Annotated in this window: 24 protein-coding genes; 19 read left to right on the forward strand and 5 right to left on the reverse strand. The window is 44.2% G+C overall.

Annotated features, from left to right (window positions below):
* Window position 1: 1 nt before the first annotated feature.
* From rplO to rplQ, 8 genes are all read left to right on the forward strand, one after another.
* Complete coding sequence (gene rplO, locus CW740_RS02055) at window positions 2-439, forward strand: 50S ribosomal protein L15 (protein WP_106645970.1); 438 nt, start codon at window positions 2-4, stop codon at window positions 437-439.
* Window positions 439-1,779: a preprotein translocase subunit SecY gene (gene secY, locus CW740_RS02060; protein ID WP_018625132.1), complete on the forward strand. Its 1,341-nt coding sequence runs from the start codon at window positions 439-441 to the stop codon at window positions 1,777-1,779. The genes rplO and secY overlap by 1 nt, the downstream gene beginning before the upstream one ends.
* Before the next feature lie 18 nt (window positions 1,780-1,797).
* Complete coding sequence (gene rpmJ / locus CW740_RS02065) at window positions 1,798-1,911, forward strand: 50S ribosomal protein L36 (protein WP_012800392.1); 114 nt, start codon at window positions 1,798-1,800, stop codon at window positions 1,909-1,911.
* An 87-nt stretch (window positions 1,912-1,998) separates the two neighbouring features.
* Window positions 1,999-2,355, forward strand: coding sequence for a 30S ribosomal protein S13 (gene rpsM / locus CW740_RS02070; protein ID WP_018625133.1), 357 nt, complete (start codon window positions 1,999-2,001; stop codon window positions 2,353-2,355).
* A gap of 21 nt (window positions 2,356-2,376) precedes the next feature.
* Window positions 2,377-2,766, forward strand: a complete 390-nt coding sequence (gene rpsK / locus CW740_RS02075; protein WP_106645971.1) for a 30S ribosomal protein S11 — start codon at window positions 2,377-2,379, stop codon at window positions 2,764-2,766.
* Window positions 2,767-2,786: 20 nt separating this feature from the next.
* Entirely contained in the window at window positions 2,787-3,407 is a 621-nt protein-coding gene (gene rpsD, locus CW740_RS02080) for a 30S ribosomal protein S4 (protein ID WP_106645972.1), read from the forward strand.
* A 23-nt stretch (window positions 3,408-3,430) separates the two neighbouring features.
* Entirely contained in the window at window positions 3,431-4,411 is a 981-nt protein-coding gene (locus tag CW740_RS02085; RefSeq protein WP_018625135.1) for a DNA-directed RNA polymerase subunit alpha, read from the forward strand.
* A gap of 251 nt (window positions 4,412-4,662) precedes the next feature.
* Window positions 4,663-5,067, forward strand: coding sequence for a 50S ribosomal protein L17 (rplQ, locus tag CW740_RS02090; RefSeq protein WP_018625136.1), 405 nt, complete (start codon window positions 4,663-4,665; stop codon window positions 5,065-5,067).
* Between the two features lie 75 nt (window positions 5,068-5,142).
* Here rplQ and CW740_RS02095 read toward each other — a convergent pair whose 3' ends face one another.
* Together CW740_RS02095 and CW740_RS02100 are read right to left on the reverse strand one after the other, a co-directional pair.
* Window positions 5,143-5,532 (reverse strand): DUF1761 domain-containing protein, encoded by a 390-nt coding sequence (locus tag CW740_RS02095; RefSeq protein ID WP_106645973.1) that lies wholly within the window; start codon window positions 5,530-5,532, stop codon window positions 5,143-5,145.
* A gap of 67 nt (window positions 5,533-5,599) precedes the next feature.
* Window positions 5,600-6,229, reverse strand: a complete 630-nt coding sequence (locus tag CW740_RS02100) for a class I SAM-dependent methyltransferase (protein ID WP_106645974.1) — start codon at window positions 6,227-6,229, stop codon at window positions 5,600-5,602.
* Window positions 6,230-6,383: 154 nt separating this feature from the next.
* Between CW740_RS02100 and CW740_RS02105 the strand changes: the two genes are divergently transcribed.
* Complete coding sequence (locus CW740_RS02105) at window positions 6,384-7,310, forward strand: cation diffusion facilitator family transporter (RefSeq protein ID WP_106645975.1); 927 nt, start codon at window positions 6,384-6,386, stop codon at window positions 7,308-7,310.
* A gap of 14 nt (window positions 7,311-7,324) precedes the next feature.
* On the opposite strand, the gene CW740_RS02110 is transcribed toward CW740_RS02105, so the two are convergent.
* Window positions 7,325-7,882: a response regulator gene (locus CW740_RS02110; RefSeq protein WP_106645976.1), complete on the reverse strand. Its 558-nt coding sequence runs from the start codon at window positions 7,880-7,882 to the stop codon at window positions 7,325-7,327.
* A gap of 118 nt (window positions 7,883-8,000) precedes the next feature.
* On the opposite strand from CW740_RS02110, the gene CW740_RS02115 reads away from it, so the two are divergent.
* The 6 genes from CW740_RS02115 to ribBA all read left to right on the forward strand — a co-directional run bounded on the left by CW740_RS02115 (window position 8,001) and on the right by ribBA (window position 13,389).
* Window positions 8,001-8,609, forward strand: a complete 609-nt coding sequence (locus CW740_RS02115) for a transglycosylase SLT domain-containing protein (protein ID WP_106645977.1) — start codon at window positions 8,001-8,003, stop codon at window positions 8,607-8,609.
* A 126-nt stretch (window positions 8,610-8,735) separates the two neighbouring features.
* A complete protein-coding gene (gene glyA, locus CW740_RS02120) occupies window positions 8,736-9,989 on the forward strand; it encodes a serine hydroxymethyltransferase (RefSeq protein ID WP_106645978.1) in 1,254 nt (417 codons plus the stop codon).
* Between the two features lie 36 nt (window positions 9,990-10,025).
* Window positions 10,026-10,484 (forward strand): transcriptional regulator NrdR, encoded by a 459-nt coding sequence (gene nrdR, locus CW740_RS02125; RefSeq protein ID WP_018625143.1) that lies wholly within the window; start codon window positions 10,026-10,028, stop codon window positions 10,482-10,484.
* Window positions 10,485-10,527: 43 nt separating this feature from the next.
* Window positions 10,528-11,646 carry a bifunctional diaminohydroxyphosphoribosylaminopyrimidine deaminase/5-amino-6-(5-phosphoribosylamino)uracil reductase RibD gene (ribD, locus tag CW740_RS02130; RefSeq protein ID WP_188459732.1) on the forward strand — a complete coding sequence of 373 codons (1,119 nt, stop codon included), beginning with the start codon at window positions 10,528-10,530 and terminating at the stop codon, window positions 11,644-11,646.
* A 2-nt stretch (window positions 11,647-11,648) separates the two neighbouring features.
* Window positions 11,649-12,257, forward strand: coding sequence for a riboflavin synthase (locus tag CW740_RS02135; RefSeq protein ID WP_106645979.1), 609 nt, complete (start codon window positions 11,649-11,651; stop codon window positions 12,255-12,257).
* Between the two features lie 13 nt (window positions 12,258-12,270).
* Complete coding sequence (gene ribBA, locus CW740_RS02140; protein ID WP_106645980.1) at window positions 12,271-13,389, forward strand: bifunctional 3,4-dihydroxy-2-butanone-4-phosphate synthase/GTP cyclohydrolase II; 1,119 nt, start codon at window positions 12,271-12,273, stop codon at window positions 13,387-13,389.
* A gap of 70 nt (window positions 13,390-13,459) precedes the next feature.
* Here the strand turns inward: ribBA and CW740_RS02145 are convergent, their stop codons facing one another.
* Window positions 13,460-14,824 carry an SPFH domain-containing protein gene (locus tag CW740_RS02145; RefSeq protein WP_018625147.1) on the reverse strand — a complete coding sequence of 455 codons (1,365 nt, stop codon included), beginning with the start codon at window positions 14,822-14,824 and terminating at the stop codon, window positions 13,460-13,462.
* A gap of 164 nt (window positions 14,825-14,988) precedes the next feature.
* Between CW740_RS02145 and ribH the strand changes: the two genes are divergently transcribed.
* From ribH to CW740_RS02165, 4 genes are read left to right on the forward strand one after another with little or no spacing between them, the layout of a single operon-like run.
* Window positions 14,989-15,474: a 6,7-dimethyl-8-ribityllumazine synthase gene (ribH, locus tag CW740_RS02150; RefSeq protein ID WP_106645981.1), complete on the forward strand. Its 486-nt coding sequence runs from the start codon at window positions 14,989-14,991 to the stop codon at window positions 15,472-15,474.
* Window positions 15,471-15,899: a transcription antitermination factor NusB gene (gene nusB / locus CW740_RS02155; protein ID WP_106645982.1), complete on the forward strand. Its 429-nt coding sequence runs from the start codon at window positions 15,471-15,473 to the stop codon at window positions 15,897-15,899. The genes ribH and nusB overlap by 4 nt, the downstream gene beginning before the upstream one ends.
* Window positions 15,900-15,919: 20 nt before the next feature.
* Window positions 15,920-16,891: a thiamine-phosphate kinase gene (thiL, locus tag CW740_RS02160; protein WP_106645983.1), complete on the forward strand. Its 972-nt coding sequence runs from the start codon at window positions 15,920-15,922 to the stop codon at window positions 16,889-16,891.
* Window positions 16,892-16,911: 20 nt separating this feature from the next.
* Window positions 16,912-17,385 (forward strand): phosphatidylglycerophosphatase A family protein, encoded by a 474-nt coding sequence (locus CW740_RS02165; protein WP_106645984.1) that lies wholly within the window; start codon window positions 16,912-16,914, stop codon window positions 17,383-17,385.
* A 78-nt stretch (window positions 17,386-17,463) separates the two neighbouring features.
* Here the strand turns inward: CW740_RS02165 and dxs are convergent, their stop codons facing one another.
* On the reverse strand, window positions 17,464-19,302 hold the full coding sequence (gene dxs, locus CW740_RS02170; protein WP_106645985.1) for a 1-deoxy-D-xylulose-5-phosphate synthase: 1,839 nt from the start codon (window positions 19,300-19,302) through the stop codon (window positions 17,464-17,466).
* Window positions 19,303-19,312: the final 10 nt, after the last annotated feature.

The following is a 19,312-nucleotide window of genomic DNA, read 5'->3' on the forward strand; positions in this document are numbered from 1 at the left end:
CATGCGTTTAAATACATTGATGCCAGCTCCTGGTAGTAAAAAAGATCGCAAACGTGTTGGTCGTGGTATCGGTTCTACTGATGGTAAAACTGCAGGCCGTGGTCATAAAGGTCAGAAATCCCGTTCAGGTGGTTTCAACAAGATCGGTTTCGAAGGCGGTCAGATGCCATTGAAACAGCGTTTGCCTAAGTTTGGTTTTAAATCACGTAAAGCTTTAGTATCTTCAGAGATTCGTTTAAGTGAACTAGCTAAAGTTGAAGGTGAAGTTGTTGATATGTTGAGCTTGAAAAAAGCTGGACTTATTACTAACAACATCGAAAACGTTAAAATCATGCTATCAGGTAACATTGAGCGCGCAGTAACCGTAACCGGTGGCGTTCGTGTAACCAAAGGCGCTAAAGCTGCTATCGAAGCAGCCGGTGGAAAGGTTGAAGAATAATGGCATTATCACCACAGCAAATTGCTAAAGGCGGTGGTTTAAGTGAGCTCAAACAGCGTTTGCTGTTTGTGCTCATGGCTATTATTGTTTTCCGGATTGGCTCTTTTATTCCAGTTCCGGGCGTTGACGGCTCTGTTTTGCAAGCTTTCTTGGAAAACCAGGGTGGAACTATCTTTACGATGTTCAACGTATTCTCAGGTGGTGCGCTAGAGCGCGCATCAGTATTTGCACTGGGTATCATGCCGTACATTTCGGCTTCGATTATCATGCAAATCTTGAGTTTTGTTGATCCGCGTCTGAAAGAGATCAAGAAGGAAGGCGAGAGCGGTCGCCGTAAAATCAATCAGTATACTCGCTACTTAACAGTTGCTCTTGCAACGGTTCAGGCGGTTGGTATGTCTACTCAGTTACCTGGAATTATTCCTGGACTAGTAGCAAACCCTGATTTTTCATTCTACTTTATCGCGGTTGTAACTTTGGTTACCGGTACCATGTTCTTAATGTGGTTGGGTGAGCAAATTACTGAACGCGGTATTGGTAATGGTATTTCCATCATTATCTTAGTAGGTATCGTTGCTGGTTTTCCTCAGGCAATCAGTCAGATCTTTGGTCAGGCTTATGATGGGGACCGTAACATTCTGGGCGTGCTTGTGTTTGGTATCTTCGCATTAGCAGTTGTGTATTTTATCGTTTGGTTTGAAAGAGCCCAGCGTAGAATTACCATTAACTATGCGAAACGCCAGCAGGGCAATAAGGTTTTTGCAGCGCAAAGTAGTTTCTTGCCAATGAAGCTTAATATGGCTGGTGTTATTCCGGCGATTTTTGCTTCAAGCATCGTTTTGTTCCCAGGCACTTTGTTGTCTTGGTTCGGTAGCGGTTCAGGTGAAGTTACTTGGTTAACCACCATGGCGCAAAACCTACAGCCAGGAAAACCTGTATACATTATGTTGTATGCCGTCGGCATTATCTTCTTTGCGTTTTTCTATACAGCATTAACGCAGAATCCAAGAGATACTGCTGATAACTTAAAGAAGTCAGGTGCATTTATTCCAGGTATTCGTCCTGGTCAACAAACAGCGCAGTACCTTGATAAAGTCACAACTCGTTTGACTTTCTGGGGTGCTCTTTACATGACCGCTGTATGTTTAATGCCAGAATTTCTGATCCTGATCTTTAATTATCCGTTCTACTTCGGTGGAACTTCACTGCTGATCATTGTTGTTGTTGCCATTGATTTCATGGCTCAGGTGCAAGCTCACCTTATGTCGCAGCAATATGATTCAGTACTTAAGAAAGCGAATCTTAAGAAACAGGGCCCATCGGGTCGTGTTCGTCGCTAAAGCATGTTGGAGTAGCAAATGAAAGTTCGTGCTTCTGTAAAAAAAATGTGCCGTAACTGCAAAGTGATTCGTCGTCACGGCAGTGTTCGCGTTATCTGTACTGACCCACGCCATAAACAGCGTCAAGGTTAGTCATTTAATTGGTTGATTTTTAGGCGTGATGTGGCTAGAATACGCGGCCTTTCACGCCTGCTTATTAAATTTAGGAGAAATTGTTAAATGGCTCGTATAGCTGGTATTAACATTCCGGTACATAAGCATGCTGATGTCGCCTTGACCGCTATCTATGGTATCGGTCGTCCTCGTGCACAAAAAATTTGTGCTGCTGCAGGAATTGAAACTACTGCAAAGATCAAAGATTTGAACGAAGACCAAATTGAGAATCTACGTAACGAGGTGAGCAAATTTACCGTTGAAGGTGATTTGCGTCGCGAAATCAACATGAATATTAAACGTTTGATGGACTTGGGTTGTTTCCGTGGTATCCGTCATCGTCGTAACCTGCCATTGCGCGGTCAACGTACGAAGACTAATGCCCGTACCCGTAAAGGTCCTCGTAAACCAATCAAGAAATAATGGTTATGGTGGAATTAACACATGGCTAAATCACCTCGTAGTACCAAAAAGAAAGTTAAAAAGCACGTTGTCGATGGTATGGCGCACATTCATGCGTCATTCAATAATACCATTGTAACGATAACAGACCGTCAGGGTAATGCTCTTGCATGGGCTACCTCTGGTGGTTCTGGCTTCCGTGGTTCACGTAAATCGACTCCATTCGCTGCACAGGTAGCTGCTGATCGCGCCGCTCAAGTAGTTAAAGAAATGGGTATGAAGAACGTTGAAGTTTTTGTTAAAGGTCCTGGACCTGGTCGTGAATCAGCAGTTCGTGCTTTGAATGCAGCTGGTTTCAAGATCACTAACATTACTGACGTGACACCTATTCCTCATAATGGTTGTCGTCCGCCTAAAAAGCGTCGTGTATAAGAGATTAACGGGAGTTTGAAATGGCTAGATATCTAGGTCCAAAACTCAAATTGTCGCGTCGTGAGGGTGTCGATTTAGGACACAAGTCTGGCGTTCGTGCAATTGAGACTAAATGTAAAATTGAAGTAGCACCTGGTCAACATGGCGCGCGTCGTAGCCGTCTGTCTGACTATGGTCTACAGTTACGTGAAAAGCAAAAAGTCCGTCGTATTTATGGCGTACTTGAGCGTCAATTCCGCAACTACTACAAAGAAGCTGATCGTCTAAAAGGCGCAACAGGTGTCAACTTGTTACAACTTTTAGAATCTCGCTTGGATAATGTTGTTTATCGTATGGGTTATGCTGCTACTCGTGGCGAAGCGCGTCAATTAGTTAGCCACAAGGCTATCTTGGTAAACGGCGAAACAGTCAATATTCCTTCTTACACAGTGCAAGCTGAAGATGTTGTTTCTGTGCGTGAAAAGTCACAGAAGCAAGCACGTATCGTTGCTGCATTGGAATTGGCTGCACAGCGTGACAAGCCAGAGTGGATTGAAGTTGATGGTAAGAAAATGGAAGGTCAGTTTAAGCGTGTTCCAGAGCGCTCTGAGCTTGACGCCAGCATCAATGAAAACCTAATCGTAGAGTTGTACTCTAAGTAATTTTAATCCTTGAGAGGGATAATATGTCAGCGACTGAATTTCTGACTCCGCGCCAAATTAAGGTTGAATCAAGCGAAGGCACAAAAGCCCGAGTAGTACTTGAACCTTTTGAACGTGGATTTGGACACACTTTGGGTAACTCATTGCGTCGCATCTTGCTATCTTCTATGCCAGGTGCCGCAGTGACAGAAGTAGAAATCGACGGTGTTCTTCATGAGTACTCAGCCATTGAGGGCGTTCAAGAAGACGTTATCGATATCCTTTTGAACTTAAAAGGGTTGGCTGTTCGCCTTGAAGACAAAGAAGTAGCTACTTTAACTCTTCAAAAGAAAGGTGAAGGCGTCGTGACTGCTGCTGACATTGAAGAAGTATCAGGTGCTGAAGTGGTCAATAAGGATCACTACATTGCTACTTTGAATAAAGGTGGAGCTTTGAACATGCGCATCAAAGTTCGTTTAGGTCGTGGTTATGAGGCTTCTAATACTCGTAAGCAGCCTGAAGGCGAAGATAAACCAATTGGTGTATTGCAAGTTGATGCTTCTTTCAGCCCAATGAAGAAAGTTTCTTACACAGTCGAGTCGGCTCGTGTAGAGCAGCGTACTGATTTGGATAAGCTAGTGCTTGATCTTGAAACCAATGGCACCATTGACCCAGAAGAAGCTATTCGTCGTAGTGCGACTATTCTTCAGGAACAATTGGCGGCATTCGTAGACTTGAAAGATGAGAAGCAAGCTGAGCCAGAAAAAGAAGAGCCAGAAATCGACCCAATTCTATTGCGTCCGGTTGATGATCTTGAATTAACAGTACGTTCTGCAAACTGTTTAAAAACTGAGAATATCCATTATATTGGTGACTTGGTACAACGCACTGAAGTTGAGTTATTAAAGACTCCAAATCTAGGTAAGAAATCTTTGACTGAAATCAAAGACGTTCTTGCTTCGAGAGGTTTGTCTTTAGGTATGCGTTTAGAGAATTGGCCGCCATCAAGCATTATCGGTGACTAATTCTTAGTAGTAAGAATTAGGCGCAAGCATTGTCTTGCGCCTTTTTATTCATAGCACGCTATGAAACCCTTGGTAATTTTTTGAATTTATTCAGACAGTTACCTGATTACTCAATAGATTATCTATCTATTGGTTAGTGTTAGCTTGATTAATTGCTTTGATTCATAATTAAATCTTAAAGAAATTAAACAGCTAAGTAAGTTTTTGTAGTACTACAGCAGGCTACAATTAAATAGAGTGAGGAACTCAATATGCGTCATCAAAAATCAGGTCGTAAATTAAATCGTAACAGCTCACACCGTAAAGCTATGTTCCGTAACATGACTGCGTCATTAATCGAGCATGAGTTAATTCGTACTACTTTGCCAAAAGCAAAAGAACTACGTCGTGTTGCTGAGCCTTTAATTACTCTTTCGAAAACAGACTCTGTTGCTAATCGTCGCCTTGCTTTTGCACGTCTTCGTAATAATGCAGCAGTTGCTAAGCTTTTTGCTGAGCTAGGTCCTCGTTATCAGGAGCGCCCAGGTGGTTACTTGCGTATCCTTAAGTGTGGTAATCGTCCAGGCGATAATGCACCTATGGCATACGTTGAATTAGTAGACCGTCCTGTGGTTGAAGACGATGTCGATTTAGACGAAGTTGTTACTGAAGAGTAATTTCTATAGTGACTTAAAAAACCCGCTTTATGCGGGTTTTTTTTTGAACTAATAAAAATGTCTAAATATCACATGTTAATGCCAGCTGCCGAGAATTAATCCAAACAGGGTAAAAATAACAAGATGATAGCCGCCATCAATTAATAGGTGTCTTAATGACTTGTTGCTAAATTGATAGGTTATACCTAAGCCAAGGAAAACTATGGCACCGACCATTGCGCAAACTGTTACAGCATGCATGAGTTCGGGACTAGGTCCAAGCAGGTCCGCCAGCACAAAGACTGCAACTAGCGCGAATACAAAGCTCAGAATAAAAACACTGGGTTTTTGTTTAATATCTTCTGCTTCTATCTTCATTTCCTTAAGCCAGATCTTGCCGAACAGCAAAGGTGAGTACCATAAGCCTCCAACAGCAAACGATAAGATTGCTGCAACGAATACCGCATAATAATTGATATCACTCATTCCATTACCCCTGTGTCTTGTGATTGTATTAAGCTTAGCTTAGCACAGCCTATTTAAGTTACTCGACTTATAACTTTACATGCAGAATATAGCCTTCGAAATACTCCGGCTCTGTGCAGTACCAGTCGAGGAGTTCTGCATCGTGCTTAATAAGAATTCGTTCAGCCAGGTCAAAGAAAGGCTGTCGGCCCGGGTCGGCCAGTAGGACATGCCTAACTCCTGCTTGTTTAGCGCGGTTGATTAAATTGTAGTGAATTTTCGCCAGATCATCCCAGAAACAAATGTCTGTTCCGAAAATGAGGTCATAGTTGCTCAGATGCTGTTTGGTCAGTTTCTCAAAGCTTACCGCCTCGGTCTTGATTTCAACCTGATTGAGTGCTGCCTGCAATTCCATAAACGGAAAGACTTCTTCATCTCTGTCGGTTCCAGTAACTTTGCAGCCTGCATGGTGCGCGCAGAAAATGCTGGTTGGCCCCCAGCCACAACCAAGCTCTAACACCCGTTGTGATTTGTGCAACAGTTGCTGATGAAGAAAGTAATCCATCAACAGAAAACTACTGTTCCAGGTTTTATGGCCATGAATTGATGGGGTGTAATGCTTTTTCAGCTTTTTGACAAATCGATGCTTATTTTCCAGCAGTAATATGCCATATGCTTGGAATATATTGTCTTCTGGTAATTCTTGTAGTTCAGGCATAACGATACCAAGTATTGAAGATAACTGCTAAGTGTAAGGGCTTTAATCGTAATTGTTAAGAGTCACCTGGTTATGAGTAACTATGACATAATTGTGTTTCGAATGGTTTATAAACTTTGTTACACTCAGAATATCATTCTGACAGTAAGTTCTTATGGGTACACACCACAACCATAATCATTTGAACGATGATGAGTCACACGGCAGACATGTAGCCAGCAAGAAAAATCTGCTCTGGGCATTGTCATTAACCGGCACTTTCATGGTTGTCGAGGTTATTGGCGGCCTGGTTTCTGGCTCACTTGCGTTATTAGCAGACGCCGGACATATGTTGACCGATACAGCAGCGCTCTTGTTGGCATACTCGGCTCTTTACTTCGCTGCAAAACCCGCAGATAGCAAGCGCACTTTTGGCTACGGTCGGTTACAGGTATTAGCGGCTTATACAAACGGTGTCTTCCTGATATTACTAACCGGCTGGATTATCTGGGAAGCTATTCACCGCTTTATTGAACCCAACCCTATCCAGAGTATTAGTATGTTTACTGTCGCTGTTATCGGCTTGATCGTTAATTTACTCGTATTTAAAATTTTGCACAGTGCCGGTGATTCTAATATCAATATCCGGAGTGCCTTATTACATGTGCTGGGTGATTTACTGGGGTCGGTGGGGGCTATCATAGCAGCAGTAGTGATTTGGATATGGGGATTGCTATGGGTCGATCCATTGTTGTCTATCTTCGTTGCGGTGCTGATCTTGAGAAGTGCCTATCATGTAATAAAAGACGCATCCCATATTTTACTGGAGGGAACTCCATTGGATATTAGTATGAGCAATATACGCTTAGACCTGATGTCTATTGAAGGAGTTAAAGATATCCACCATATGCATGCCTGGAGTCTGAGTGAAGCAGAGCCGATGATGACCTTTCACGCGCTGGTCGATCCTAATAAGGATAGTGACAGTTTACTGGAAGAGATGCTGTTGTTACTGAAGAAGGAGCATGGCATTGGACATGCAACCATTCAGGTAGAAGTAGAGAATTGTCAGGTAGTAGAAGGAGCCTGCGAAGCCGGCTAGATTAATTTACTATATCATTGCTTTTGGGCTTCAAGCAGGAAGCCACGCTGATTTTCGATACCTTCGAGTCGTCTCGCTAGTTTATGCTGTAACTCCTGTAAACTTTTTGACTGAGGTGCTGTTTCTTTAACCAGCTTATCTGCATCCGATGTGTACTTTGATAAGGTACTGGTTAACTCTTTTAACTGCTGATTAGTAAAGAACATGCCTTTTTGAAATAGACTGCGCTTAATACGGTTAAAAAGATCTATTTCCTGGCGGTTGTGCTCATAATAGTGCTCAATTCCCAGTTTCTTAACCCAGCTGGCTATGGTCTGGTCTTTATTGTCTGAATAGACAATAATGGTGGCGCGTTCCGACATTCCGCTTTTGATTTTACGTAATGAAGGATAGCCAAGCGCATTATTGAGCGCGACCACAACGATTCTAATTTGAGGACGATTGAGGCGAATGTAATTTAACGCTTCTTTGTAATCAGCGGCATAATGATAATCGTGACCGGCAGCCGTTAACTGTTGCGCAGTGTTCGCTAAAATTTCATGGCTGTCATCGACGAGAAGAATGGCGCTCATAATTTATTGATGCAAGTTAGCGGAAGTTAGTATAACTAGTTGATTTATTTTATCATTGATTTTTATAAGGTATATTAAAATTTACTAAAAAAAGAACAATTTGTGAGAGGAAACAGGTTTGCGTTCAAAATTGTTAATTTTACTGACAAGTAGTTTTTTTCTGTTAATTACTCAGGGCTGCTCAACATTTAAGCCAAGTAATGTTAACGATGCTTGCAGTATTCTGGAAGATGAAGATTGGTATGAGGCTGCTTTGGACTCTCAGGAACGCTGGGGTACGCCTATTCATGTTCAGTTGGCTATCATGCATCAGGAATCTAAATTCCAGCAGGATATTCGTCCCGCCAGGAAATGGTACCTGGGCTTCATTCCTGGCTTCAGACCGTCTAATGCCTACGGCTATGCTCAGGCACTTGAGGGAACCTGGGATACTTACCGGACTTCAACCAATAATCATGGTGCAAGACGCGATAATTTTGATGATGCTATCGATTTCATTGGCTGGTATACATTCAACAGTCACAAACAATTGGGTATCTCAAAGTGGGACGCACGTGCTCAGTACCTGGCCTACCATGAAGGGTGGGGCGGCTATAAGCGTAGGACCTATAACTCAAAAGGCTGGCTGATTAAGGTGGCAGATAAGGTTAAGGCCCAGTCGCTGAAGTACGCAGCACAGTATAAGCAGTGTCAGGCAGAGTTGGAGTCTAACAGAGGGTGGTTCTAAACATAGTAGTTATAACCATTTATTATCTATTTTTGTAGGACATTTTAGCCATGGATAGGTTAAAATAGCGCCACTTCTTAATGCCAAAAAGCATTCTATTTGATTAACACAATTGAGGTTTAGCACATGTTGGGCAACACCACGCCATTAAAAGAGTTTGATCCTGAACTTTTCGCATCGATTGAAGCTGAGAAAAAGCGCCAGGAAGAGCATATTGAACTGATTGCATCTGAAAACTATACCAGTCAGCGTGTCATGGAAGCTCAAGGTTCTGTGTTAACTAACAAGTATGCCGAAGGTTATCCGGATAAGCGCTATTACGGTGGTTGTGAGTATGTGGATATTGCCGAAAAACTGGCTATTGAGCGTTTAAAAGAGTTATTCGGTGCAGATTATGCCAACGTCCAACCACATTCAGGCTCACAGGCAAATGCGGCCGTATACATGGCGTTGGTGAAGCCTGGCGATACTATTCTCGGTATGAGCCTTTCAGACGGTGGTCACCTTACTCATGGCTCAAAAGTTAACTTTTCAGGCAAAATCTATCATTCGATTGAATATGGCGTTGATGAAAACGGCTACATTGATTATGAGCAAGTTGAAGCACTAGCTCTTGAGCATAAGCCAAAAATGATCGTGGCTGGTTTCTCTGCTTACTCCCGAGTAGTTGATTGGGCCAAGTTCAGAGAAATTGCTGACAAAGTTGGCGCTTATTTATTTGTCGACATGGCACACGTTGCTGGTTTGATTGCAGCTGGCGAATACCCGAACCCAGTTCCTTATGCGGATGTGGTGACTTCGACTACACATAAAACTTTAGCCGGCCCTCGCGGTGGTATTATCATTGCCCGCTCTAATCCTGATCTTGAGAAAAAGCTAAATTCTGCGGTTTTCCCAGGTGGTCAGGGTGGCCCATTAATGCACGTAATCGCTGCTAAAGCTGTAGCTTTCAAAGAAGCATTAAGTGATGAGTTCAAGGCCATGCAGAAGCAGGTAAAAGTAAATGCCCAGGCTATGACAAAAGTGCTGATGGAGCGTGGCTATAAGATCGTATCCGGCGGCACTGATAATCATTTATTCCTGATAGATCTAATTGATAAAGACATTACTGGTAAAGATGCTGAAGCAGCACTTGGCCAGGCCAATATCACAGTAAATAAGAATACCGTGCCTAATGAGCCACGCTCACCTTTTGTGACCAGTGGTTTACGCATGGGTACACCTGCCATTACTACCCGTGGTTTTAAAGAGGCTGAGGCCACTCAGCTTGCAGGCTGGATCTGTGATATTCTTGACGATATTACCAATGAACAAACCATTGCGGATGTGAAAGCAAAGGCGCTGGAGTTAACGGCCCGCTTTCCAGTCTATCGCAGTTAATTGATAAGCACGCTATTGGCAACATAAGGAGCTGTTATGCATTGCCCATTTTGCGCCCATCCGGATACTAAAGTTATTGATTCACGTTTAGTGGCCGACGGTAGTCAGGTTCGACGCCGCAGAGAATGCCTTGCCTGTGGCGAGCGCTATACGACTTTTGAAAGTGCGGAATTGGTAATGCCCAAGATCATTAAAACCGACGGAACACGTGAGCCTTTTAATGAAGCTAAGCTAAGAATGGGCTTAGCAAAGGCGGTCGAAAAGCGTCCTGTCAGCGTTGAAGATCTGGAAGCTGCTATCAACAAAATCTTGTCACAAATTCGCGCTCTTGGTGAGCGCGAAGTTCCATCTACGGTTGTCGGTGAGCTGGTTATTGAAGCTCTTCGTGGTCTTGATGAAGTGGCATATGTTCGTTTTGCTTCGGTTTATCGTCGCTTTAAAGATGTTAATGCCTTCCGCGAAGAAATCGACAAGCTACAAAGCGACAGTAAGTAGTTACTGTTTCTACACGCATCCTTTAGGGTAACCCATACCTGATATGTCTTTTACAGCACAAGACTCAAGCTACATGGCGCAAGCTATTCAATTAGCACGCAAAGGTTGGTTCACCACAAGAACCAATCCTAGAGTAGGCTGTGTTCTGGTGAAAGACGGACAAATAATCGGTCAGGGCTGGCACGAAAAGCCAGGTTATGCCCACGCTGAAATCAACGCACTTAATGTTGCTGGTGACAATGCACGTGGGGCTACCGCCTATGTGACTCTTGAGCCTTGTGCCCACCACGGCAAAACCGGCCCATGCGCTGAGGCTTTGGTTGAAGCAGGTGTAGTAAAAGTGGTTGCCGCTATGCTGGATCCCAACCCATTGGTATCGGGAAAAGGAATGCAGATTCTACAAAATGCCGGCATCAAAGTTGAACATGGATTAATGAGCTCTGAAGCCCAACAACTCAATCCGGGTTTTATTAAGAGGATGACAACCGGGTTGCCCAGAGTGGTTGCCAAGATTGGCATGAGTCTGGATGGAAGAACTGCAATGGCCAATGGCGAAAGTCAGTGGATCACTGGAGCAGATGCCCGCCGGGATGTGCAGCGTTTGCGCGCTGAGTCAGGCGCAGTTATCACCGGTTCCGGCACTGTGGTGATTGATAACCCATCCATGAACGTTCGTGAACCGGCCTATATTACAAACCCTCATTTCACACAGCCCATCAGAGTTATCATTGATTCACAAAACATTGTTGAGCCTGATGCAAAAATATTCAGCAATGAAGGGCATTGCTGGTTGGTTAGCGGTCACTTATCTGTAAAAGATTATCCTGATAATGTTGAACAGAAAAAAGTCGAACTGATGCCTAGTAAAGATAAGATGTCTCATCATAAAATTAACTTAAAAGCATTGCTTATGATGCTGGCAGAGGCTGGGATCGATGATGTGCTGATTGAGGCTGGCAGTGGCCTGGTGGGTTCTTTTATCGAGCAGGAGCTAGTGGATGAATTGGTTGTTTATATAGCTCCGAAACTGATGGGCAGTGCGGCAAGGCCTATGGCTCTGCTACCGCTGGAGACCATGCAACAGAATTTAGAATTAAAGCTCGGCGATATTCGGCAGATAGGTAATGATCTGCGTTTGAATTACTATTTTAAAAAGGCTTAGTTATGTTTACTGGAATTATTGAAGCTACAGGCTACATCGCTGCAATAGAGCCAAAAGGAGATGATGCTCGCTATCGTTTTCAAACAGGAAAACTGGATTTGTCGGATGTAGAGTTAGGCGATAGCATCGCCTGTAATGGTGTTTGCTTGACTGTTATAGAAAAGTTCGAAGATGGTTTTGCAGCGGATGTCTCCGTTGAAACCATCAAGGTCACTTGCTTCAAACAATACAAAAAACACCAACCGATGAATTTTGAAAAGGCCATGCTGCCAACGACACGTTTTGGTGGTCATATGGTCAGCGGCCATGTGGATGGTATTGGCGAAGTAATGGCGATTAAAGATGCCGGACGCTCCATCCAGTACACCATTCGTGCTCCAAAAGACGTGTTACACTATATCGCCATTAAAGGCTCAATTACGGTTGACGGCACTAGTTTGACCGTCAATGAACTTGATGAGGATTGTTTTTTCCTCAATTTGGTCCCACATACACTGCAAGAAACCATTGCAGATAGCTATCAGGTGGGAACCAAGGTCAATTTGGAAATTGACCTCATTGCTCGTTATTTAGAGCGCTTGATGCAGACCGGAGCTGTTAAACCTCAATAAATGTGTGAGAGATATGCAATTAAATAGCATCGAAGAAATTATTGAAGATATCCGTCAGGGCAAGATGGTCATTTTGATGGATGATGAAGACCGTGAAAACGAGGGTGATCTGGTCATGGCGGCCAGTCAGGTTCGTCCAGAAGATATCAATTTTATGGCGCGTTTTGGCCGTGGGTTGATTTGTTTGCCCATGACGCGGGAGCGTTGTGAGCAGTTGAATCTGCCGCTGATGTCACAACAGAATGGTGCGCGTTTCAGTACCAACTTTACGGTGTCCATTGAAGCGGCAGAAGGTGTTTCTACCGGTATTTCTGCAGCTGACCGTGCGCGAACCGTGCAGATGGCGGTGGCTCCGAATGCCAAGCCAACCGATATTGTTCAGCCCGGACACATCTTCCCAATCATGGCTAAACCTGGTGGTGTGCTTAATCGAGCGGGCCATACTGAGGCCAGTTGTGATTTAGCTCGATTGGCAGGTTTTGAACCAGCTGCTGTCATCGTTGAGATCTTGAATGAAGATGGCACCATGGCTCGTCGCCCTGATCTGGAAAAATTCGCTCAGGAACACAACCTGAAAATTGGAACCATTGCGGATCTTATTGAATACCGTTCCACCAAAGAGAAAACGGTAGAAAAGGTGAGTGAGTGTCATTGGCCAACTGAGCATGGAGAGTTTCGTCTTCACACCTATCGCGATACGATTGATGGCCAGGTGCATTTCGCTCTAGTTAAAGGTAATCCAAAAAACGACACTTCTACGTTAGTACGTGTTCACTTAACTGATAGCCTTGGCGACTTGTTGGAAGCTCAACGTGGTAGAAAACCTGGCTGGGGTTTAAGTAAAGCTATTGAGCGTATTGCCAAAGAAGGTGAGGGCGTAGTGGTTGTGCTTGCCAATAAAGAATCCAGCGAGGAAGTGCTTAACCGCATTCGCCGCTTTGAGCAGGAAGATAAAGGGGAACCTTTAACTCAGGAGCAAAAGCGTCAGAAAAAACGCACCGTCGGAATCGGCTCGCAAATTCTGGCTGATTTAGGCGTTCATAAGATGCGCTTACTCAGTTCGGGTAGTCAATATACCGGCCTGGCTGGTTATGGCCTTGAGATAGTTGAGAACATAACGCCAGAGCAGTAATTCTAGAGTTAGGACTAAAAAAAATCCCGCCAGATGGCGGGATTTTTGTTTGAAGGTTACCCAATGAGGATTATTTCTTTATATCTCTGTCATAACTTAGTCTTTTCGCTGCATCCAGAGTTAACATTTGCATGAAAGCCTTGGTTTCTGAGTCAGAACCAGTTGGAGTGTTGCCATTACTACCGAAAACATTGGTTGGAACCTGACGTTTTGCAAAGGCATCCGCCCAAAGCTTTTGAATTTCAATCTCGGCCTCAAGCTTTTGTGCCAAAGCATTATCCGCTTCTAGAATCACTTTTTTCTGATAGGCTTCCGCATCAGCAAGAGTCCGTTTAGTTTCTGCTTCAATACGAGCTTTTTCCAGTTGGATTTCGGCAGTGACTTTTTGAATTTCAGCCTGTTCCTTGAATTTTTGAGCTTCGGTCAGAGCCAATTGCTTTTCAGTTTCAGCATCTGTAGTTTTCTGGATCTGATTTACCTTGGCTTCGGCCTGACGTTCGGCAACTTCACGCTCACCGCGGGCAATAGCTAACAAGCGTTGCTCTTCTTCCTGAATGCGTTGTTCTCGTGCTATTGCACGATCGGCAGAGGCTTTTTGCTTTAACTGCATACGATCTATAAAACGAGAGTTAGGGCGCATATCAGTGACACGGGCATCAACTACCTGCACTCCAAAGCCAGTGAATTTTTGCTTTTTGCGTAATGGAACACCATTCTCATCAAGACGTTTTTTTACTTCAAACGAGATTTTGATTTCATCATCGTATTCTTTTTGCTCTTTGCCCAATGTAGCATTAGCAGAAGATAGACGTTCTCTTTGTACGCTTTCACGGCGCTCTTCGCGACGAACGATATAGATACCATTGGCCATCTGGTTTTCGAACTCAGTATTAAACTCTGTTCGTCCGCCAGAATAATAGTCTTCGGCACTCATCAATGACGCGGTAGCCTGCAGGGTTTCTTTGAATGCAGGTATTAATGCTGTACGCAAGAAATTGTCTGGCGTTCTGTATTCATGTGCAAGGTTCAAGAAGCCTTCTTGATCGGTAGGTATCGAAAATCGCACGGTCGCCTGTGCATCCGCATCAACCTGATCCAGGAACATAATATTCAGCGGTGGAAGGCTGGCACTACCGCCCTGTTTTGACTCATTTTCTGCACTGACATTATTAGCATGACCACCAAGTACCGCCTGCACAGTCGTCGCGCGCTTCCATGAATTCCAGCGACCGAAAAAGAAGAACTGGTACCCGACGTCACTGACAGCGTGCTCATTGCCGAGTATGGTTCGGACGTGATAGACGTACCCCGGTTCTGCGTAAAACACAGAATTACGCAAGATAATATAAAGAACAAAAACGACACCTGCACCAATCAGCAATTTGCTGTTTTTATAAAGACTGGCGAAGGAAAAGTTTGGTTTTGGAAGTTTCATTATTAGTATTCCTTTTATTACTAAATGCTGTATTTTTTATTGTGTCCTTGTTGCTATATAAAGCTTAGAACGAACCGTAATATATAGGATTCTTCAAGATAATCATACTCAAAGGAGCCTATTCATATTACAATACGCGATAATTTTTTGTAATTTACAGTGTTATGAGCGACTTCAAGTTAGACTTTTCTGCAACTGAATACACAGGCGGTCGTATCGCCATAGTCCATGCCCGCTTCAATCTACCTATCATTAATCAAATGATTTCTGGTGCCAAGCAGCGCTTAGATGAACTTAAGGTTCCGAGTGACAATGTTGAGCTGTTTGATGTGGCAGGTGCTTATGAATTACCCTATGCAGTACAGCAGGTTGCCAAAACAGGTCAGTTTGACGCTGTGATTGCCATTGGTGTGGTCATTCGAGGCGATACTCCACATTTTGATTATGTCTGTGCTGAGTCAAGTTCTGGTTTGATGCGAGCCTCGCTGGACAATGATATCCCTGTCATCTTTGGCATTTTAACTGTCAATACCAAGGAACAGGCTGAAGAACGCGCAAACCCAGCAAAAATGAATAAAGGTGGGGAAGCTGCAGCGACTGCTGTTGAAATGATTAATTTAACTCGCGCACTAAAAGAGAAACGCTCATGAGTACAACCTTCAAACCCGCTGCGCGCCGTCGTGCAAGGGAATACGCTATCCAGGCAATTTATCAGTGGCAAATGTCTTCTAATCCATTGAATGAGATTGAGGCGCAATACCTGACCACCATGAATGCTAAAAAAGTGGATACGGTTTATTTTCAGGAGCTTTTTTCTGGCGTGCTGACCAACCTTGATGAAATTGATGCGGCCCTTGCTCCTGCATTGGAAAGAGACATCGATGATATCGATCCGATTGAGCGTGCGATTATTCGCTTATCAGCGTTCGAATTAAAAAAGCGCATTGATGTACCCAAGAAAGTTGTCATCAATGAAGGTATTGAGCTGGCCAAAACCTTTGGCGCTACTGATGGGCATAAATTCGTTAATGGTGTGCTTGATAAGATCAGCAAAGATTTACGCCCCCACGAATAATTAACTGACAAATTCATATCATGAAAGAGTTTGAACTGATCAAGGAGTATTTCAGTTTTAGCCAATCTCATTCAGACACAGTGATCGAAGGAGTAGGTGATGACTGTGCTGTGCTTGCCGTGCCTGATAATCGCCAACTAGTCACTTCAGTTGATACCCTGGTGGATGGCGTTCATTTTTTTTCAGATATTGATCCTGCCGATATTGCCTATAAATCACTAGCCGTTAATGTCAGTGATTTGGCCGCAATGGGTGCTAAGCCACTAGGCTTTACCTTGGCCATTTCCTTACCAAAAGCTGATACAAAGTGGCTGGAAATTTTTAGTCGTGGTTTAAAGCAGGCTAGCGAAGCCTTTGATATTCCGCTAATTGGTGGTGATACCACTCAGGGCCCATTGACGATTACGGTTAATGTACTTGGAACAGTTAAAACAGACAAAGCCCTGTTACGAAAAGCTGCTCAACAAGACGACGATATCTGGGTCACCGGTTATCTGGGCGATGCGGCAGCTGCTTTAAAGCTGCATGACAAAGCACAGACTCAAGCACTCTCTGAATCAGAAGGCTATTTATGGGAGCGTCTGTTGCGCCCAACTCCCCCTATTAGATTTGCCAAAAAGTTAGCCAAACTGGCACACGCCGCCATTGATATCTCAGATGGCCTGTCAGCCGATCTGGGGCATATTCTTGAGCAGAGCCATTGTTCGGCAAAAATTAAAGTATCATCGTTACCACTCTCAGAGCAGTTGATTGATTGTGTTGGCCTGGAAATGGCTCGTGACTATGCGCTCAATGGTGGCGACGATTATGAATTATGCTTTACCGCCAAATCCAGCATGCGCAACAAAATTCTGAATCTCGCTGAAGACTTTAAGGTCAACGTGCATCGTATTGGCACTATTGAGACTGGGGATAAAGGCAATCTCCAGTTAGTGCTAGATGGTAAACCCTATCAGCCGAAACGTCAGGGCTGGCAACATTTTTCTAATTAAATTATCTAAGTGATTCAAACATGTCATTAAGCCAAACCGTATTTAAGAACCCTATTCACTTTCTTGCCTTTGGTTTTGGCTCAGGATTGCTACCCAAAGCACCCGGTACCTGGGGAACCCTGGTTGCCGTTCCACTTTGGTATGGATTATCCATGTTAAGTTTGCCCTGGTATATCGCAGCAACGGTATTGCTTAGCGTGCTCGGCATAGGTATTTGCCATTACAGCGCCAAGAAGCTTGGTGTTCATGATCACCCCGGTATCGTCTGGGATGAATTTTGCGGCTACTTCGTTACCATGATTGCTACACCAACAGGCTGGGTCTGGCCTATCATTGGCTTCATCCTGTTCCGTATCTTCGACATCATCAAACCCTGGCCAATCAAGTGGCTCGATAAAAAAGTGCATGGTGGCTTCGGAATCATGATTGACGATTTGCTGGCGGGTGTATTTGCCTGGATGGTTTTGCAGGTGTTAGCGTTAATTCTATTGTGATAATGGGTTGAGGTAGCTGTAGGGTGTGTAGTGACGCAGATCTTGCCCTTTGGGTACCGTACGCAATAGACAAAGAACCTACAAACTTTTAATAATATCGTCCGCAGTCAACCCAATTCTTTTAAACAATTCTTTAGTGTCGCCATGCTCTACGAATCTATCGGGGATGCCTAAGTTTTTAACCTTGATGCTAATCCCATTGTTGAGTAGGAATTCGTTGATAGCAGAGCCTGCGCCGCCCATGATGGCGTTTTCTTCGATGGTAATGAATTGTTCGTGTGTTTCGGCTAACTGTCGGATTAGCTCTTCATCGAGTGGTTTTACGAAGCGCATATCGGCAACAGTTGCGTGGATTTGTTCAGCAGCTTCCATGGCAGTTTGAACCATTGAACCAAAGGCAAGGATAGCAACTTTTTCACCACGACGCTTAATGCTGCCTTTACCGATTGGGAATGGGGTGAAAGTTTGCTCAGGCTCTAAGCCGCTACCCATACCGCGTGGATAACGTACGGCTGCAGGGCCTTCATACAAATAGCCTGTATATAAGCATTGACGACACTCGTTTTCATCACTTGGCGTCATGATAACCATGTTTGGAACACAGCGTAGGTAGCTTAGATCAAAGGCACCATTGTGTGTTGCTCCATCGCCTCCTACTAAACCACCGCGATCAATGGCGAATAACACATCAAGATTTTGTAGCGCAACGTCGTGGATGAGTTGATCGTAACCGCGTTGTAAGAAGGTCGAGTAGATAGCGCACACTGGTTTTAAACCTTCGCATGCTAAGCCCGCTGATACAGTTACCGCGTGCTGCTCGGCTATACCTACATCATAATAACGCTCGGGGAATTCGCGCGAGAAACGAATCAGGTCAGAACCTTCTCGCATAGCAGGTGTGATGCCCACAACGCGCTCATCTTTGGCGGCAATATCACATAGAAAATCACCGAAAATGTTGGAATAGGTTTTAGGTTTTTTACCCTTAGGCAAGCTAGTATCTTTAGGATCAAAAATTGGTACGCCGTGGTAGGCAATCGGATCATTTTCTGCTGGCTCGTAACCTTTGCCTTTGCGAGTAACAATGTGCAGGAACTGAGGACCTTTCAGTTCTTTAATGTTATTCAGGGTATTCAATAAAGTTGGCAAATCATGGCCATCAATCGGGCCGTTATAATTAAAGCCTAACTCTTCGAATAAGGTGCCCGGAAGAACCATTCCCTTCATGTGCTCTTCAGCGCGACTGACAAAATCTGATAGTGGCTTGATGTTGTGCAGCGCTTTTTTGCCGGTTTCGCGAACGCGCTGATAAAAGCGGCCTGCCAGCAATTTAGCTAAATACTTGTTTAAGCCACCAACGTTTTCTGAAATTGACATCTCGTTGTCATTCAGAATAACCAGAATGTTGGCATCGGTATCAGCAGCATGGTTCATGGCTTCAAAAGCCATGCCGCCCGTTAAAGCGCCATCACCAATAACCGCTACACAGTGGCGATCTTCGCCCTGTTGTTTTGCCGCCAAAGCCATACCTAATGCCGCACTGATTGAGGTGCTGGAATGACCTACGGCGAAGGTATCGTATTCGGATTCGGAGCGAACCGGGAACGGGTGTAGGCCGTCAGTTTGTCGAATGGTCTGCAGTTGATCTCTGCGCCCGGTCAGAACTTTATGAGGATAGGCCTGATGGCCCACATCCCAGACAATGCGATCATCCGGGGTGTTAAACATATAGTGCAAGGCAACAGTGAGCTCAACCGTGCCTAAACCTGCCGCAAAATGACCACCACACTGACTGATGGTATCTATGAGGTACTGACGTAGCTCGTCGGCAACTTCATTCAGTTGCGACTTTTCCAACTGCCTGAGGTCAACAGGCGAGTCAATGTGCATTAATAATGGGTATTTTTCAGAACTCATAGGGTTTTGC

Source organism: Kangiella profundi (assembly GCF_002838765.1).
Taxonomy (GTDB): Bacteria; Pseudomonadota; Gammaproteobacteria; order Enterobacterales; family Kangiellaceae; genus Kangiella; species Kangiella profundi.

Bases quoted from the DNA above. Each gene is read 5' to 3' on its own strand.
- glyA (WP_106645978.1), top strand. From the start codon at position 8,736: ATGTTGGGCAACACCACGCCATTAAAAGAGTTTGATCCTGAACTTTTC.
- rplO (WP_106645970.1), top strand. From the start codon at position 2: ATGCGTTTAAATACATTGATGCCAGCTCCTGGTAGTAAAAAAGATCGC.
- rplQ (WP_018625136.1), top strand. From the start codon at position 4,663: ATGCGTCATCAAAAATCAGGTCGTAAATTAAATCGTAACAGCTCACAC.
- ribD (WP_188459732.1), top strand. From the start codon at position 10,528: ATGTCTTTTACAGCACAAGACTCAAGCTACATGGCGCAAGCTATTCAA.
- CW740_RS02100 (WP_106645974.1), bottom strand. From the start codon at position 6,229: ATGCCTGAACTACAAGAATTACCAGAAGACAATATATTCCAAGCATAT.
- CW740_RS02110 (WP_106645976.1), bottom strand. From the start codon at position 7,882: ATGAGCGCCATTCTTCTCGTCGATGACAGCCATGAAATTTTAGCGAAC.
- nrdR (WP_018625143.1), top strand. From the start codon at position 10,026: ATGCATTGCCCATTTTGCGCCCATCCGGATACTAAAGTTATTGATTCA.
- rpsM (WP_018625133.1), top strand. From the start codon at position 1,999: ATGGCTCGTATAGCTGGTATTAACATTCCGGTACATAAGCATGCTGAT.
- rpmJ (WP_012800392.1), top strand. From the start codon at position 1,798: ATGAAAGTTCGTGCTTCTGTAAAAAAAATGTGCCGTAACTGCAAAGTG.
- dxs (WP_106645985.1), bottom strand. From the start codon at position 19,302: ATGAGTTCTGAAAAATACCCATTATTAATGCACATTGACTCGCCTGTT.
- CW740_RS02095 (WP_106645973.1), bottom strand. From the start codon at position 5,532: ATGAGTGATATCAATTATTATGCGGTATTCGTTGCAGCAATCTTATCG.
- ribBA (WP_106645980.1), top strand. From the start codon at position 12,271: ATGCAATTAAATAGCATCGAAGAAATTATTGAAGATATCCGTCAGGGC.
- CW740_RS02135 (WP_106645979.1), top strand. From the start codon at position 11,649: ATGTTTACTGGAATTATTGAAGCTACAGGCTACATCGCTGCAATAGAG.
- rpsK (WP_106645971.1), top strand. From the start codon at position 2,377: ATGGCTAAATCACCTCGTAGTACCAAAAAGAAAGTTAAAAAGCACGTT.
- secY (WP_018625132.1), top strand. From the start codon at position 439: ATGGCATTATCACCACAGCAAATTGCTAAAGGCGGTGGTTTAAGTGAG.
- CW740_RS02145 (WP_018625147.1), bottom strand. From the start codon at position 14,824: ATGAAACTTCCAAAACCAAACTTTTCCTTCGCCAGTCTTTATAAAAAC.
- ribH (WP_106645981.1), top strand. From the start codon at position 14,989: ATGAGCGACTTCAAGTTAGACTTTTCTGCAACTGAATACACAGGCGGT.
- CW740_RS02165 (WP_106645984.1), top strand. From the start codon at position 16,912: ATGTCATTAAGCCAAACCGTATTTAAGAACCCTATTCACTTTCTTGCC.
- CW740_RS02105 (WP_106645975.1), top strand. From the start codon at position 6,384: ATGGGTACACACCACAACCATAATCATTTGAACGATGATGAGTCACAC.
- nusB (WP_106645982.1), top strand. From the start codon at position 15,471: ATGAGTACAACCTTCAAACCCGCTGCGCGCCGTCGTGCAAGGGAATAC.
- thiL (WP_106645983.1), top strand. From the start codon at position 15,920: ATGAAAGAGTTTGAACTGATCAAGGAGTATTTCAGTTTTAGCCAATCT.
- CW740_RS02085 (WP_018625135.1), top strand. From the start codon at position 3,431: ATGTCAGCGACTGAATTTCTGACTCCGCGCCAAATTAAGGTTGAATCA.
- rpsD (WP_106645972.1), top strand. From the start codon at position 2,787: ATGGCTAGATATCTAGGTCCAAAACTCAAATTGTCGCGTCGTGAGGGT.